This window comes from Pontibacter fetidus (assembly GCF_010119545.1).
Taxonomy (GTDB): domain Bacteria; phylum Bacteroidota; class Bacteroidia; order Cytophagales; family Hymenobacteraceae; genus Pontibacter; species Pontibacter fetidus.
In genome coordinates this window covers 1-16,183 of the sequence record NZ_JAAEAA010000036.1, presented here as the reverse complement: position 1 = coordinate 16,183, position 16,183 = coordinate 1, and the positions used below count along the sequence as shown (strand labels likewise).

General features: G+C 43.9%; 12 protein-coding genes. 7 read left to right on the top strand and 5 right to left on the bottom strand.

The annotated features are described in order from the left end of the window. Window positions 1–148: 148 nt before the first annotated feature. Together porU2 and GWO68_RS17515 are read right to left on the bottom strand one after the other, a co-directional pair. A complete protein-coding gene (gene porU2 / locus GWO68_RS17520; protein WP_162347779.1) occupies window positions 149–5,212 on the bottom strand; it encodes a putative type IX secretion system sortase PorU2 in 5,064 nt (1,687 codons plus the stop codon). Window positions 5,213–5,225: 13 nt separating this feature from the next. Then, window positions 5,226–6,323 (bottom strand): putative type IX sorting system protein PorV2, encoded by a 1,098-nt coding sequence (locus GWO68_RS17515; protein ID WP_162347778.1) that lies wholly within the window; start codon window positions 6,321–6,323, stop codon window positions 5,226–5,228. Window positions 6,324–6,597: 274 nt separating this feature from the next. Between GWO68_RS17515 and GWO68_RS17510 the strand changes: the two genes are divergently transcribed. The 3 genes from GWO68_RS17510 to GWO68_RS17500 all read left to right on the top strand — a co-directional run bounded on the left by GWO68_RS17510 (window position 6,598) and on the right by GWO68_RS17500 (window position 10,606). Beyond that, window positions 6,598–6,942 (top strand): PadR family transcriptional regulator, encoded by a 345-nt coding sequence (locus GWO68_RS17510; RefSeq protein ID WP_162347777.1) that lies wholly within the window; start codon window positions 6,598–6,600, stop codon window positions 6,940–6,942. Continuing rightward, window positions 6,939–9,437 carry a PspC domain-containing protein gene (locus GWO68_RS17505; protein ID WP_162347776.1) on the top strand — a complete coding sequence of 833 codons (2,499 nt, stop codon included), beginning with the start codon at window positions 6,939–6,941 and terminating at the stop codon, window positions 9,435–9,437. The genes GWO68_RS17510 and GWO68_RS17505 overlap by 4 nt, the downstream gene beginning before the upstream one ends. A 299-nt stretch (window positions 9,438–9,736) precedes the next feature. Next, window positions 9,737–10,606 carry a hypothetical protein gene (locus tag GWO68_RS17500; protein ID WP_162347775.1) on the top strand — a complete coding sequence of 290 codons (870 nt, stop codon included), beginning with the start codon at window positions 9,737–9,739 and terminating at the stop codon, window positions 10,604–10,606. 42 nt (window positions 10,607–10,648) lie between these two features. Here GWO68_RS17500 and GWO68_RS17495 read toward each other — a convergent pair whose 3' ends face one another. From GWO68_RS17495 to mce, 3 genes are all read right to left on the bottom strand, one after another. After that, complete coding sequence (locus GWO68_RS17495; protein ID WP_162347774.1) at window positions 10,649–12,076, bottom strand: CCA tRNA nucleotidyltransferase; 1,428 nt, start codon at window positions 12,074–12,076, stop codon at window positions 10,649–10,651. Window positions 12,077–12,324: 248 nt separating this feature from the next. Continuing rightward, on the bottom strand, window positions 12,325–12,897 hold the full coding sequence (locus GWO68_RS17490; RefSeq protein WP_162347773.1) for an L-threonylcarbamoyladenylate synthase: 573 nt from the start codon (window positions 12,895–12,897) through the stop codon (window positions 12,325–12,327). Window positions 12,898–12,996: 99 nt separating this feature from the next. Next, the gene (gene mce, locus GWO68_RS17485) at window positions 12,997–13,398 is read right to left on the bottom strand and encodes a methylmalonyl-CoA epimerase (protein WP_162347772.1); all 402 of its coding nucleotides are present in this window, start codon (window positions 13,396–13,398) and stop codon (window positions 12,997–12,999) included. Window positions 13,399–13,511: 113 nt separating this feature from the next. On the opposite strand from mce, the gene GWO68_RS17480 reads away from it, so the two are divergent. The 4 genes from GWO68_RS17480 (at window position 13,512) to GWO68_RS17465 (ending at window position 15,995) form a co-directional block, all read left to right on the top strand. Beyond that, a complete protein-coding gene (locus GWO68_RS17480; protein ID WP_162347771.1) occupies window positions 13,512–14,726 on the top strand; it encodes an IscS subfamily cysteine desulfurase in 1,215 nt (404 codons plus the stop codon). 91 nt (window positions 14,727–14,817) lie between these two features. After that, window positions 14,818–15,231 carry a Fe-S cluster assembly scaffold IscU gene (gene iscU, locus GWO68_RS17475; RefSeq protein ID WP_162347770.1) on the top strand — a complete coding sequence of 138 codons (414 nt, stop codon included), beginning with the start codon at window positions 14,818–14,820 and terminating at the stop codon, window positions 15,229–15,231. Between the two features lie 17 nt (window positions 15,232–15,248). Then, complete coding sequence (locus tag GWO68_RS17470) at window positions 15,249–15,656, top strand: hypothetical protein (protein ID WP_162347769.1); 408 nt, start codon at window positions 15,249–15,251, stop codon at window positions 15,654–15,656. Window positions 15,657–15,668: 12 nt separating this feature from the next. Next, the gene (locus GWO68_RS17465; RefSeq protein WP_162347768.1) at window positions 15,669–15,995 is read left to right on the top strand and encodes a HesB/IscA family protein; all 327 of its coding nucleotides are present in this window, start codon (window positions 15,669–15,671) and stop codon (window positions 15,993–15,995) included. Window positions 15,996–16,183 lie beyond the last annotated feature (188 nt).

Sequence of the window (16,183 nt, the reverse complement as noted above, 5' to 3'; positions counted from 1 at the left end):
CGGCAGGGATGCCATAGAACAGGAAAGCGGTACCAGCAAGCCCTGATACCGCTTTATCGTGTCCGAACTGCACTCATGCACATCTGGACTCAAGCACAATCCCTAAATTCGGGATGACTCATGTTTTCTGTTTTATAGTTAGCTATACTTAACGAAGTATGTAGATCTTGCCGTAGCCATTCTTAAAGGCCTTGTCGCCGAACTTCTGTTTGTGATACATCATCTCGTCGCTTCGGCTTACCACCACACGATACAGGTAAACACCATTGGCTAGCTTATCGCCATACATATCGGTACCATCCCAGGCATATTCTGTTTTGTTGTTACCGATGCGTAGTGGCCCCAGCTCCTCCTTCATGATCTCCTTCACCACCTTACCTGTTATAGTTAGAATCTGAATCTTAATGTGATCCGGAATAACAGAGCCTGTCAGCGTAAAAATGAAGTTAGTCTTAGTTGAGAATGGGTTCGGGAATGGATAGAAGTTTGTAATAGCTGACTGGTTCTCTACCTCGAAGTTTATACTATAAGGTGAAATACCAGATTGTTTACCAGCTACGTCCTTGGCCCTGATCTCCATTCTGTAAAGTCCATCGGCCTCCAGCTTCTTCGGTTTAAACTCTACCCTAAAATCACTTTTCTCTGTGGCCGGAAAAATCTCTACATGGTCCAGATCAGCTGAAGTTTTATCCAGTACCAGTTCCTTTTCAACTCTATCAGGGTATACTAAAACCACTGACATTCCAGAAGCATCTTCCAGAAACGCCTGCCTGTTTTCGTCCTTCACGGTAATACTTACCATAGGGCTTGGCGAAATCAGTTCTCCATCCATAATATGCACGCCATCGAAAGCTACATCCATAATCGGGTGTAGCTTACTTTTAACTTTAAATGGCACTACATAAATGTTGTTGAAGTAATTCTGTTCTGGTTGCAGGCGTGGGTTAACATACATGGTCACTTTATAGTTTCCATCCAGTGCCAGCGTGCTCATTTCATAATTAAACGTAGCCGAAGCATTGCCTGGCAATGCAGCCAGCTTTAGTCTTTTCTGTATTGGCTGTTGCAACCCATCGCCGGTTACAGTTACATCTACAGCCAGCGAATCACTGAAAGCGAATGGCGTAATGTTCTGAAACACCATTGGCAGCTTAATCTTTCCTTTATTTGCCTGTTCTGTAAGTATAGCCTCGTTTACCTCCACCAGGTCCGGACGAATAACACCCTCCGGGGCTGCTTCGTAATACACCATCCATTGATCCAGCTGTGGAGCCGAACGATCTGTTGCATCAGCAATAGAAGCCTGCAACTTCAGGTAAGGATACTGTTTCGCATCTATCGTAGAAATATCAAAACTCTTCGCATTTACATCATCTTTCAATACGCTGGCATTACCATCTGCATCAATACCAATTACACGCAATGTATAGTTATCATCGCCGGCTTTATACTTTTCAATATTATGATGCACTGTACCCCAACTCAGCGCCGGGCCAATTGCAGGGGAAGTTATCTCGCCTGCCTGTTGTGTTGACCTTAACGTTACACGTAATGCTATTTCCTGTCTGGTAGGAGTGGTAGGGTCTGCAATTACTTCATACATTGTGCCCGGATCAGCACCTTTTTTCCCTAATAAAGCATAAGGATGACCATTCCTAAGATTTCCTATCTCTTTTGCTCCTATACCTCTAAATTCATTTCTTAGGCTTTCTGAAAAAATTTCAAAAGGCACTTTATTTATACTGATAACTGCAACATAAAAGCCGTTTGGTACCTGTTTCAAGAAGGTCTCTACATTTGCCCTCACTGCTGCATTGGTCATATCCTTAAATTGATAAAGATAATCATAGCCTTCGCAGGGAGTAGCAAAAGGAAGCCCTTTTACAAGTTCCAGTGTTTTATCATTAATTACCACCATATATAACCTGGATATGGTGCTACTTTCAGGATAATCGCACGAAACTCCCAGAAGCTGCTTATCATTTAAAAATAAACCATGTCCCCGGTTCGGGTTATTATACCGCAAATCTCCCCCAATGGTCTTTATCGAAATATCAGCTACACCAGGTATAAAACTGAAATGCGGTTTTGTGTCGTTTATTACAACCTTATCGGTTTCTATAGTTTTAAACTGACCTATATGACTTTGAGACCATCCGGTGTTGGTACCTTTGATCACCCTAAATGAGCTCTTAGCATATAAGGTATCTTCGCCGACATCATAATGCTGGAAGCGTGCACGCCAATAATACACGGTACTATCAGGTAAATTCCCTATTGTACTAACATCGATATCCCAGATAGGCATTAGTGCATTACCTGCTGTAAAAGATCGTTTCAGATTACTATTAAAATGATGCGTAGTATCTACTTCCAGGTAAAAGCCCTGCCTGCTTTCTTCCAGCACTGTTGTTTGTACAACTAGTTTTACATTATTGCTGTTAACTATGCTATAGTTGGCAGGGGTTAAAGCAGTAAGTCCGTTAACAGGGAAAAAGTGCTGAAAGCGGGCCACGTTGTTCGTTTCATCCAACTCATCAAACTTAAAATCGCCGTCTATAGTAACTTCAAACCGGTTCATGCCCAACGCAGCTATTCCCCTGTTATTAATTTCAAGCACAATTCTGTCTTTATTATAAACTGGCGCTACTTTAAATAATTCTGGAGCAAGTTCTGTGTTGTCTGCTAAAGTTCGTTTAACTGTTATCCCAATTGAGTCAGGCAATGCTTTACCCCAGTTTCGGGCACTTAGTATTACATTAAACTTCTCTGTTTTAGCCGTTAATATCTCGCCCGGAACAATACTTTCTATGTCAGACTCACTTTCTATTGCAACATAATCTGGCTTTGAAGGATTGTACATTTTAACAGCAGGGTCGCCTTGTAATACCATTTCCATTACCATAGCTCTTGTAATTTCGCCTGGGTTATCCTGCAAGGTCCTTTTTATTACCTGTTGCTGTACTTCTCCAAGAGTTTTACCATAAAAAGCCTGATCCTGAAAAGCTGTTATATAAAAGTTAGTAGAGTACAGATCCAGGTAATATGGATACCCTGACTCAGCGTGCGCAATAAATGCAATAGCTCCCTTCTCTGGGGTATTTACCCAATCCTCGCCAAATGATTTGTTGTTGGGTATAAAAGCATCGCCGGTACTGCAACCATTCATCAAAATTACTGGGTACTTATCTTTATTGTTATAGCCGTTAACTGCACTGGACACCAACCCTATATCCAAGTCGGTGGTACTAGGAGAACTATGACCAAAAAATGTAAGCAGTGATACACCGGTATTAATTTCGTTGGCAACATTTATAGTTTCAACAAGCTCACTTACATTTTGCCTGTACTTTTCTGTTACATGAGCTCCCAGGTATGGTCCTTCGGCTATGTTCTTATATTTTTTAAGATAATTTGCTAACTGGTTAATTTCTGATATACTACTGCCTCCGCCTAATTGCAGTATATTTTTTCGCCAGGGCAAGCCTTCAGGTAAAGCCTCATAGGCCTTCAACTTATTAAGGTAGTTTATAATATCTTCCGGTTTTGTAGCTGCAAGCCGGCCTGTAGGAACTTCAGGCGAAAAAGAATTATTTCTGAAATCAGCAGTAAAGAACACATCAGATACAGGTGCAAGCCCGGTTGGTACCAGATCAATTTCATGCACTTTGTTGTAGCGGGCACCAATATGATAATAACTAAATCTGCCACTGTAGTAATCCTGGTATTCAGGAGAACCATATTTTACTCCTTTGCCAACTATAAATAAATGTTTTGGTCTGTTGGATGTAAGCATATAGCTCATGAATTTCCGTATGCCGTTTACCGAAAACTCACCGTAATGAAACTGATCAATAACCTGATCCATGTGCACCAAAAGAGTATCATAACTTCCTCCTGCTTCTGAGGCGCGATAAGCAGCGTAAGCCTCCGGTGCACGCAGGTTTTCTCCTGCTACCTTCTTCATCAGGCGCTTGTTTGTAAGTATAATATAGTTGTGTGCCGAAGGTGTAATTTTCCGGAAACGTATATTTTTTTCTGTACGCACTGGCCGCCATGGGTTTGAAACATTTGCTACCAGAATTTTACGTGAAGACGAATTATCATCAACTACAAACCCTTTACCGGTTCCAGAACTATAGCCTGCTATACGAGTAGTGTTATAAGGATCGGTAACATCGTATGCAATAGCTGTAGCAGGGGCGTTTTTCACTTCATAATAAAGCGACTGGCCACGAGAAGGATCAGTATAGAAAATGAGTTGCCGTTGCCCTACTGTGAAATTTGTAGCCTGTGGGTAAGTTACATTACCATAAGAAAAACCAACCTGATCAGCTACAATATCCGGTCCTACACGTTCAATATATAAAGAGAGCTGACCTGAAGATGTAAAATCTGAAAACTCGAGCGTAGTTCTACTTTTCGCAAAATCATCACCATTAATCTTAAAGTGCTCAATTTGTTTAGGAGTACTTCCGCTGGTTACCTTAACTGTAAACTCATGCAACATTGGGTTTGTAGTTACTACTGCAAACTCCAATTGGGGCTTTGGCCCCGTAGTAACTATATTGGTTAGTAAGCTTGCGCCACTATTCCCAAATGTTTTAGGGTATCTTGATGAATGTGATGCGTATCCTTCGCCTGCATCCAGCCAGGGCATGCGGTTGTCGTTATAGGTTTTGCCGGTATAATATCTGTTTGTATACATAAACAAGGCCTGTTGCAAATGATAAGGTTCCGGCGTCTTACCAGTAACAGCAGGGTTATTCTGAGGCATTCGTTTACCCTTAACGGTTGAGAATGTTAAAAAATAACTGGCTGTATCAGTATATAAACTATAGTATTGGTGCGGTTGATTCGATGGGTCCTTATAAAGCTCTGCATCTAATGCCCCATCATTTGCTTCGCCATAAAATTCTAGGTAATCCTGCGTATCCAGTTTACCGTCCTGCTCGCCGGCCATGTAGATAGCTACTTCTTTGCCCCTACGAAACAACTGTATATTCTGTGGGTTTACATCCTGCAGGCCAAGCTGCGACAGGTACGTATAATCCAGTTGGTGAATACCGGTCTGGGTAACCTTAATTTTATGGTAGGTCTGGTCATACTTTATCCATTCGTTGCCATAGTTGGTTTGGGCCTTGGCCGTAACTATAGTAACTATAAACAGAAGCAAAGTAAAGAAATGCCTGTAATAAGTAGAGATAGACATAGTTACAAATACCTTATCTGAAAGAATATCCCATTGAGATGATAACCGAAGATGTGTTGGCGTTGGCGATGGAGTTTTTCTCGCGGTCGCTCATGCGTGAAAGCGCCAGGTCCAGGTTAAAGCCATTTGATATGAAACCAACCCCGAAATTAGGTTGTACCTGCGTAGCCTTGCTGCCATCGAAGCGGGTAGTTTGCTGGTAATTACTAAGACCCCCTCTTATAAAGACAGACTTAGCATATACTACTTCCACACCTAAGTGCGGGTCTACAGACATAACGTCTGATTTCAACAGTACATTTCGTTTGCCATCAAACGTAAAGTCTATATCAGTAGATACGAGTGCTGAAATTTTATCATTGATCTGGAAGTTACGACCAGCACCAACTATAACCCGTGGCAGGGTAAGCTCGGCGGTGTTTTCAGGCAGGTCGTTGCCGGTTTGTTCGTAGGCTTCTTCCAGTTCTTCTACGTTGTGGGTCCAGGCAGTAAAGGTGGTGGTTATATCTTTTGCCATTACGCCAAACTGCCAATCGTTTCTTTTAAGCTGGGCTCCGGCATCTATACCAAAACCCCAGGCATTGGCAAAATCCCCTACGTTGCGGTAAATAATTTTGGCGCTGGCACCCAACTGTAATCCCTGTATCAGGTTGCTCCGGCGGGCATATGATAATAGTACGGCATAATCAGCTACTGAGAAGAACTTTACACTATCATATTGTATGTAGCCAAACTCATTCTGCAGGCGGCGTGTGTCGGCAATATCATCTACACCCAGCCTTATTACCGAAACAGCTAAGGCACTGTTGGTATCTATGGGCATGGCAAAGCTTCCGAAATCGTTTTTGGCTATACCTGCAAACAACTCTGAGTGCATTAAGGCTATGTTATACTTGTCCGGGAGGCGCAGCAAACCTGCCGGGTTCCAGTAACCAGACGTGGCATCGCCGGTGATGGCCACCTGCACATTGCCCATACCCAAGGCGCGGGCACCCACTCCTACATTTAAAAACTCATTGCTATACTTGGGAGCAGAGACCTGGGCATTGGCATTAAAACCGCATACCAGTAACAATGCTGCCAGCAGGCACCTAAAAGTAATTTTGTGCATAGGCCAAAACTATAGGATCTCGAAATTATTTACAGCAGCCCGGATTTGTACTGCCAAACAACGCTTTTTTGCTGATTTCATCCTCTAACACCACTTTTACTGAATAAGTTGTATTTGAGCACAATATATTTTAAAGACAAAAATACACTATAAAAATATAAATTTTTTAGTCCTGATAACCCTTTTAAAAAACTTCCGTAATTATTTTTACACAGTACCTTGCTTTACATAGTACCTTATATTATATTTGTCTCAACATTATAACCTCATCATCATGAAAGTAGAAAACACACAAGTGCAGATGCGGAAGGGAATTCTGGAATTCTGCATACTGGAGATTATCTCTCGTGGTGAAGTATATGCGTCCGATATGTTGGAAGAGCTGACAGCAGCCAAGATGATCGTTGTGGAGGGAACCCTTTACCCGTTACTAACCCGCCTCAAAAACGCGTCGCTTCTCGACTATAGCTGGGTAGAATCCACATCGGGGCCTCCCCGCAAATACTACACCCTCACCGAAACCGGAAAGGCCTTTCTGGAGCAACTCCGCAACACATGGCAGGAACTGGTAGAATCCACCGACTTCATCATTCAAAACAAGAAAGCACAACAGTCATGAAAAAGAATATAAGCATCAACTTACAAGGCATCATCTTCCATATAGAAGAAGATGGCTATGAGCAGCTGAGCAGATATTTGGCTTCTATTCGCTCGTATTTCTCTAACTATGAGGGGCACGAAGAAATAGTTGCTGATATAGAGCTGCGCATTGCGGAAATCTTTTCTGCACGGCTTTCTCCAGGCAAACAGGTTATCTCTTTAGAAGATGTACAATACCTGATTGCCAGAATGGGTAACGTTACCGAGTTTGAGATAGAAGAACCAGTTGAGGAAGAGATCCCGAACTATAGCACATCAGGTGGGGCAGCGGGTGCGGCAGGCGCAGCAGGCGCTTACACTATACCAGGCACTAAAAAACTATACCGCGATGTAAACCGAAAAGTAATTAGCGGTGTGTGCGCAGGCCTTGCCAATTACCTGAACATAGATGTAGTTTGGATCCGTCTGTTTTTCATCCTGTTCCTGGTGTTAGGTGTTTTATCGGCAGGTGTATCAGCGGCAGCGGCAGTTATACTTTACATTGTGTTATGGATAGCTATGCCTGAGAGCAACGAACTACCTGATACTGATGTAAAAAAACTGTTTCGGGACCCTGAGGACAAGAAACTGGGCGGTGTAGCCAGCGGTTTAGCCAAATATTTTGGTGTAGATGTAGCTGTAGTGCGCATCCTGTTCCTGGTATCTGTATTCTTAGGCGGCTTCGGACTACTGCTATACATTGTGCTCTGGATAGCGGTACCCGAAGCGGTAACGCTAACCGAGCGCATGCAAATGCAGGGCAGCCCGGTTACGCTGGCAGGTATAGAACATACCCTGAAAGAGAACCTGAACATGAAGGACAGAGATGGAAACGAAAGCGCACTTGCTAAGATCATCCTGTTACCGATCCGCATTATTTCGCAGGTTTTTAACTGGGCAGGCAGAGCATTAGGCCCTATACTTGGTTTTTTGGTTGCACTTGTACGCGTTGCGGCCGGTATCTTCCTGTTGCTGGTATCTGTGGGGTTAACGGTTGGCTTGTTTAGTGCATTTTTTGCCTCTATGGGTTGGTTAGATAACTCCGACATGATACAGATGGGGCCGTTTTCGTCTTCTATCTGGCTGGGCGGATTTCCCAGATTCGGATTGGTTGCAGGTCTTATTGTAGGCCTAATCCCCCTGTTGTTCCTTATCATGCTAGCAATCGGCTTACTTTCTAAACGTTTCTACATGCGTCCAACTATAGGCTGGTCGTTGTTTGGGGTGTGGTTAGCAGCACTTATTATTATGATCGCTTCCATTATCTCTTTTAGCAGTAACTTCCAGCGAAGCGGCGAGATCACAACAACTCAAACTATACCAGCAGCCGGAATAACGGAACTGGACGCTTACGACCTGAACACAGACTTTAATAACCTGTACATTGATGTACGCGAGCACAACGGTGCCAACATTGAGGTAATTCAGCAAATTGAAGCCAAGGGCCGTACCGAAGAAGAAGCCAAGCAGAATGCGCGCATGATTACCTACCGTGTTGTAAAGCAGGACTCAACCCTACGTTTTGATGACAGCTATGAGTTTAAAGAAGGTGCCAGTTTCCGCGATCAGGACCTGACCATTATCTTAAAACTACCAAAAGACAAGCCTTTCCGCCTGACACGAGAGTTTGTTTACCTATTGCCAAGCGCCACTTTTGACCAGGAGTATGGATATGATAAGATCGTAAGGAATACCTGGAAAGTAAAAGGCGACATGCTGGAATGTATAACCTGCGCAAACGACACCCTGGACACTGAAACACCTGAAATGCTAATGGACAGTGACCAGGAAACTGAGGTAGGTGGCAACAACGAAAGTGTATTGCTGGACATGAATGAATATGATAACTATAGCAAAGCGTTCGATTACACTGGTTTTAACAAAGTAAGCGTATCGGGCCCATACCATGTGCAGCTAAAACAGGGCAATAGCTATAAAGTAACCGTTCGTGGCTCTGAAAAGGAAATAAGACGCATGGAGGTTCGTGAGAATGGCGGAGAGCTTATAGTTGAGTCGGAAAACAACGTGATAAACCTGTTTAATGACGACGAGCCGGTTCTTATACAAATTACAGTACCAGACCTGGAACGCCTGGAGCTAACGGGTGCCATAAAAGCAGATGTGATCGGAATTAACACCAATGAACTGGACCTGATACTGGCCGGTGCTACCAAAGCCGCCGTAAATGTTAGAGCCCGAACCATTCGTGCCGATATTGCCGGAGCATCTGATACGCGCTTTACCGGAACTACAGAAAGATTAGAGTTGGAAGCGGCAGGAGCCTGCAAAATAGATGCAGACCAGCTACGCGCCAGCGATGTGATCGTAGAAGCAACCGGTGCAACAAAAGCCGATGTGTATGCAACCAAAAGCCTGCGAGCCGATGCATCAGGTGCCAGCCGAATTACTTACAAAGGCAACCCGGGCAGCACACAAATAGATGCCAACGGTGCCAGTAAAGTATCGCGGCAGTAATTTTTACGCCTAGTACCAATTTAACAGCGGGCTAAACCACCACACCCTAAGTTTAGCCCGCTACTACAACCTGTTGTACAAAATAAAACTACATACTTAGCCGATAATCAATCCGTTAAGTAGCTACTCACCCTTGTTTAGTTGTTTGATGATACTGCCAGGCTTCTTCCAACTTAGGAGGAAGCCGAAGCAGTTAACTACCCCCCTCATTTATCACCATCCGCTTTAATTGTACTTGTTTGTAAGCTGAGCTATAGTTTACCCAAGCGCTCATTTTAGAAACATAAGCCATCTGAACTATGAAAAAATTATTCCTGCTACCTATAGTTGCGCTCCTGCTAATAAAACCAGCGGTATCTGCCCAAAACCTACCAGAAACACCTTGCGAAGCGAAACTGATCTCTTATTTAAACTGGCAAGAAACACCTGACACGAAATGGTCCTTAACTATAGCGGGAGATGCAGGCAATAGGCTAACTTATATCGGGGCGCAACACTCAGATAATGAAAGCGACCCACAGTTTGCAACAATAAAAGAGGCCTGGAAGAAGCAGAAACCAACGATAGCTTTTTTTGAAGGACCTGACCGCGGAGTGGCTGCAACTGAAACTGAAACTATAAAACAATTTGGGGAATCGGGGTATGTGCGGTATTTGGCGAAACAGGCAGGTATAAAAACACAGTCGCTTGAACCCAGCCCGCAGGATGAAGTAAATTACCTGTTATCGCTGAAGAAGTTTACACCAGAGCAAATAAAGCTGTTTTTTATACTTCGGGAAACCAGCCGCCTGCGCGACCGCAAAGGCCTGAACGAAGAAGAACTGAAAGCAACTATAGCCCAACTGATACCTAAAGCCAATAAGCTGCTACCCGAACTGGCAACCGTAATTCCGGATGTAAATGCCCTGCAAACCGCCTACGCAAAATACTGGACGACTCCTGCTAACTGGTGGCAGGCACCCACCCAGTGGTTCGATCCGCTAAAAAATAGTGCTGACACCGGCGGTAAATTTACCAATGACATAAACAGGCATAATAGCGAGTTCCGGAATTTGTATATGTACCGGCTGCTAACAGATGCTGTTTTACGTGGAGAAAGGGTTTTTGCAGTGGTAGGCCGCAACCATGTACCGATGCAGGCCCGGGCTATAAGGTGTGCGCTGGAGTAACATAAAAAAGGGGAGTAACTTAGCAGCTACTCCCCTTTTTCGTTACAACGTCTTTTTGTTTACAACCGGCAGGCCTTTTTGCTCGCCAATCTGCAACAGGTAACTATAAGCTTCCTCAAATTCGTTCTTTACTTTGCCTTCCAGTATCGCTTCTGTCAGCACTTCTTTCAGTTCGCCTACTGTTTTAGATGGTTTCAGGTCGAAGGTTTCCATGATGATCTCACCGGTTATTACCGGCTGGAAGTTGCGTAGTTTGTCGCTTTCTTCTACTTCAACCAACCGTTTCTCGACCTTATCAAAATTCTGAATGTAGCGTTTAACTTTTGCATCATTCTTCGAGGTAATATCCGCACGACACAAAGCCATCAGGGCATCAATATCATCCCCGGTCTCAAATAAAAGCCTGCGGATAGCAGAATCTGTCACGGTCTCCTTTACCAACGCTATGGGACGCAGATGCAGGCGCACAAGCTTCTGCACAAATTTCATGTGCTCGTTTAGCGGCAGTTTCAGGTCCTTAAATATCTTAGGCACCATCCGCGCACCGCGGTCTTCGTGTCCATGAAAAGTCCAGCCTACTTTCGGCGAGTAGCGCTTGGTATCGGGTTTGGCGATGTCATGCAGTATAGCCGACCAGCGCAGCCACAGGTCATCAGAAACCTGTGCCACATTATCCAGCACTTGCAGCGTGTGGTAAAAATTATCTTTATGCGAGTTGCCGTTCTTTGTTTCTACGCCATGCAACTCTACCATTTTCGGGAAGATGAGGTGCAGTAAACCGGAAACGAACAGCAGTTTAAAACCATAGCTTGGCACAGGTGCCAGTATAATCTTGTTCAGCTCATCGGTAATCCGCTCCTGCGATACTATTTTAATGCGTTCTTTATTATCAACTATAGCATCAAAGGTATCGGGGTCAATGTCAAAACCGAGCTGGGTGGCAAACCGGATGGCGCGCATCATGCGCAGCGGGTCGTCAGAGAAAGTAATGCCTGGCTCCAATGGCGTCCTGATGATCTTCCGTCTCATATCCTTCAGGCCATCAAACTCATCTATCAGTGCGCCATAGTTAGCTTTGTTCAGGCTTATACCTAAGGCATTAATGGTAAAGTCGCGGCGTTTCAGGTCGTCGTCTAACGTGCCCTGCTCTACTTCGGGTTTGCGCGAGTGCTCTCTGTACGATTCTTTTCGGGCCCCTACAAACTCTACTTCCCAATCGTTATAGCGCAGCATGGCCGTTCCGAAATTTTTGAAAACAGAAACCCTGGGCCTATGCGGCAACTGTTGCGATACTTTTTCGGCTAGCGCTATTCCATCCCCAATGCATACGACATCAATATCCTTGGAAGGGCGTTTTAATACCAGATCGCGCACAAAGCCTCCAATCACATAGGCATCTACTCCAAGCTCTGCCGCCGCAGCAGCTACTTCATCAAAAACAGGATTATCGGGCAGTTTTATAGTTTCCATCAAAAAATAAAGCCTCAGGTGGTTTGCCACACCTGAGGCGCAAAAATAAGGTATTAAATCGAAAGCGCCCTGTTAAGACAAGAGACATTTGGACAATCATCACGACAAAGGACTATGTGACAAAAGACCAAGGACTTTCAAATCTCAAATCAGATTTATAATTCTTATCCTGATTAAACGTGAGAACCGAACATTACATTCTTCATAGAAGTATTTTGTCTTTTGTCAAACTGTCTTAAGTCAAAAAACTACTCGCGTATCGTTTCTGTTTTGCCGTTGGCTTTTATCTTAATGATGCGTGAGGGTGTTGCTTCGGTATCCTCATCTTGCCGCCACCTTACTATGTGGTCTACTCTTTTCTTTACTTCCTCATCTATATCAGCAAATTTAGCCGGCGATTTACCACCACTCAGGTTAGCTGATGTAGAAATAAGTGGCCTATCGAGCTGCCGGATAAGTTTATGGCAAAATTCGTCTTTTACAACCCGTATGGCTATCGTTCCGTCGGGGGCAATCACCTCTTCGGGTAAATGCTGCGCGCCTTCAAAAATATAGGTGGTTGGCCTGTCCTGCTCTTCCAGCATCTTCTCAAACCCTTCAGGCACGTCTTTTACATAATGTTTCACCATATCAATATCAGCTACTAAAATGATCATCGATTTAGAGGGGTCCCGCTCTTTTATTTTAAAGACTTTCTTTACAGCTTTTGCTTCCTGTGCATCGCAACCAATGCCCCAAACGGTGTCGGTCGGGTACAGGATCACGTTCCCCATCAGTAGTTCTTCTTCAGCTGCCTGTATTTCTCTTACTAAGTCTTTCATAGTTTTATAGTTGTTAAATTGTTAAATGATTTAATTGCTGAATGGCTATAGTTTAACTATAAGTGAGATAACAATTTAACAATTCAGCAATTCAACAATTTACTTAATTTCCTGTGTCAGTTCTACCAGCACGCCGTTGGCACTTTTGGGGTGCACAAAGCAAACCAGTCTATTATCAGCGCCTTTCTTGGGCTGCTCGTTCAGCAGTACAAAACCGTCTTGCTTCAGGCGCTCCATTTCGGCTACAATATCTTCTACTTCAAACGCGATATGATGGATGCCTTCGCCCCGTTTTTCGATAAATTTTGCAATGGCACTGTCCGGGTTTGTAGCTTCCAGCAACTCTATTTTAGTATCGCCAGCCCTAAAGAACGAAGTATTTACCCCTTCCGACTCCACATACTCTGTTTTATACGGTTCTACGCCAAGTAATTTATAGTATAAAGCGTTTGCTTCGCTAAAATTTTTAACGGCTATACCGATGTGTTCAACCTTCTTCATTTTTTATTTGTAATTAGTCTAAGTAAGTAAAATTTCGTAATTTTGCACCGAATCAAAACTAATCAATTCTGTAAACTGTTTAGGTTTAAGAGTTCAAAGATACACAAAGTGATATGTTAACATTTCCGATATACTTAGATAACAACGCTACTACGCCGCTAGACCCTCGCGTACTGGATGCCATGATGCCTTACCTGACCAATAAGTTTGGTAATGCTGCATCGCGTAACCACGCTTTTGGCTGGCACGCCGAAGAAGCCGTTGATTACGCCCGCGAGCAGATCGCATCCCTTATCAACTGCTCTCCGAAAGAGATAATCTTTACTTCTGGTGCTACGGAGTCTGACAACCTGGCTATCAAAGGTGTATTTGAAATGTATGCCTCTAAAGGTAACCATATCATTACGGCAACTACCGAGCATAAGGCTGTTTTAGACCCTTGCAAGCACATCGAAAAAATGGGTGGCAAGGTTACATACCTTAAAGTTGATGATAAAGGCCTGATAAACCTGGAAGAGTTGGAAGCAGCCATTACAGATAAGACCATCCTGATCTCTATTATGTATGCCAACAACGAGATCGGTGTTATCCAGCCTATCAAAGAAATTTCTGCTATCGCTAAAAAGCATGGTGTGTTGTTCTTTACAGATGCTACGCAGGCAGTAGGTAAAATTCCGGTTGACGTTGAAGCAGATGGCATTGACCTGATGGCTTTCTCTGGTCACAAAATGTATGGCCCTAAAGGTGTTGGTGCGCTGTACGTGCGTCGTAAGAACCCACGTGTTAAAGTTACTGCCCAGATGGACGGTGGCGGACACGAGCGTGGCATGCGTTCTGGTACACTTAACGTGCCTGGTATAGTTGGTCTTGGCAAAGCTGCCGAGATTGCAAAGCAGGACATGGAAAAAGACACTGCACGAATCTCGGTAATGCGCGACCGTTTAGAAAAAGAGCTTTTAACTATAGAAGAGTCTTATGTAAACGGTTCAACGGAGCACCGTTTGCCGCATGTTTCTAACATCTCGTTTAAATATGTAGAAGGCGAAGGCCTGATGATGGGTGTGAAAGACATTGCTGTTTCTTCCGGATCTGCCTGTACTTCAGCTTCTTTGGAGCCATCTTATGTACTGAAGGCCTTAGGTTTGAGCGATGACCTGGCACACTCTTCACTGCGCTTCGGTTTCAGCCGTTTCACTACTGATGAGGAAGTTGACTACGCCATTAACCACGTAAAAGAAGCAGTTGCTAAACTTCGCGAAATGTCTCCGTTGTGGGAGATGTTTAAAGAAGGCATTGACCTTAACTCTATTGAGTGGGCAGAACACTAGGAGTAATTAATAATGAGGAATGAATAATGATTAATTGTTTGCTCCTCTTATTATTCATTAATCATTAACAATTAGTAATTAAATAAAAGCTATGGCTTATTCAGATAAAGTAATCGATCATTATAACAACCCACGTAACGTTGGTACGCTTGATAAAGCGAAGAACAATGTGGGCACAGGCCTTGTTGGTGCACCTGAGTGCGGCGACGTTATGCGCCTTCAGATTGAAGTAGACGAAAACCAGATCATCACGGATGCTAAATTCAAAACGTTTGGTTGTGGTTCTGCTATTGCTTCTTCTTCTTTAGCTACGGAGTGGTTAAAAGGCAAGTCTGTTGACGAAGCACTGGCTATCGACAACATGGACATAGTGGAAGAACTGGCTTTACCTCCGGTTAAAATTCACTGCTCTGTACTGGCTGAAGATGCAATTAAATCTGCGATCAACGACTACAGAGTAAAGAACGGTTTGCCAGCTCTTGAGCTGCCTAAGTCTCACCACTAAGAAAACCGGACTCGCGCATGGAGTCGAAGACAGATGTGCACGTTGAGAGTGCACGCATTCAGAAGCAGATTGAGAACCACTTAGGAATAAGCGGCAGCAGTCTGCTTTTTGAGTTTCGCCAGATGGATAACAAAACCCGTCTGGACCTGATAACGGTAAATCCGCGCCATAACCAGTCGTTCCTGTTCCATACAGAAGTTGGTTACGACCGTGTGGATGTGCTCCGCAAAATGTGGGAGTATGTGCAGAACTACCGCGATAAGGAAAGCTCTTATACCGTGCAATGGATGGCCCGTGACGACAAGGAGTTGAATACTTCTTACTTCCGGGCACGTAACATGTACGAGGCGCTTGATAAATTATACTTTAGCCGCGACATGAACACTATTACCGTTTTTAGTGTTGTAATGAATCCGGTGTCTTAAAGATTTATAGTTATGATAACAGTATCAGATAAAGCAAAAGAGAAAGTTATAAAACTGAAGCATGACGCGCAGTTAGATGACACCTTCCGTTTGCGTGCTTCTGTTGCAGGCGGTGGATGCTCCGGTCTGTCGTATAACCTTGACTTTGACGATGAAGTGAAGCCAATGGACCAGGAATTTGAAGACAAAGGCATTAAAGTGGTGGTTGACATGAAAAGCTTCCTGTACCTGGCCGGCACTGAACTTGATTTCTCTGATGGATTGAACGGTAAAGGGTTCTTCTTTAATAACCCGAACGCCAGCCGAACCTGCGGATGCGGAGATAGCTTCTCGGTTTAACAGAACACATTTACATAAAACAGAAAAGGCAGCTAACTATAGTTGCCTTTTCTGTTTATAGTGTATCGTCCTGAAATAAGTTGACACTATTTAGACTTATGAAAGGAAAAGAAGAAACAGGGTGCACCAGGCGCACGCGTCGGGACTACCCCTTAGGCTTTAAACTGGCTGTTGTCAGTCAGATAGAA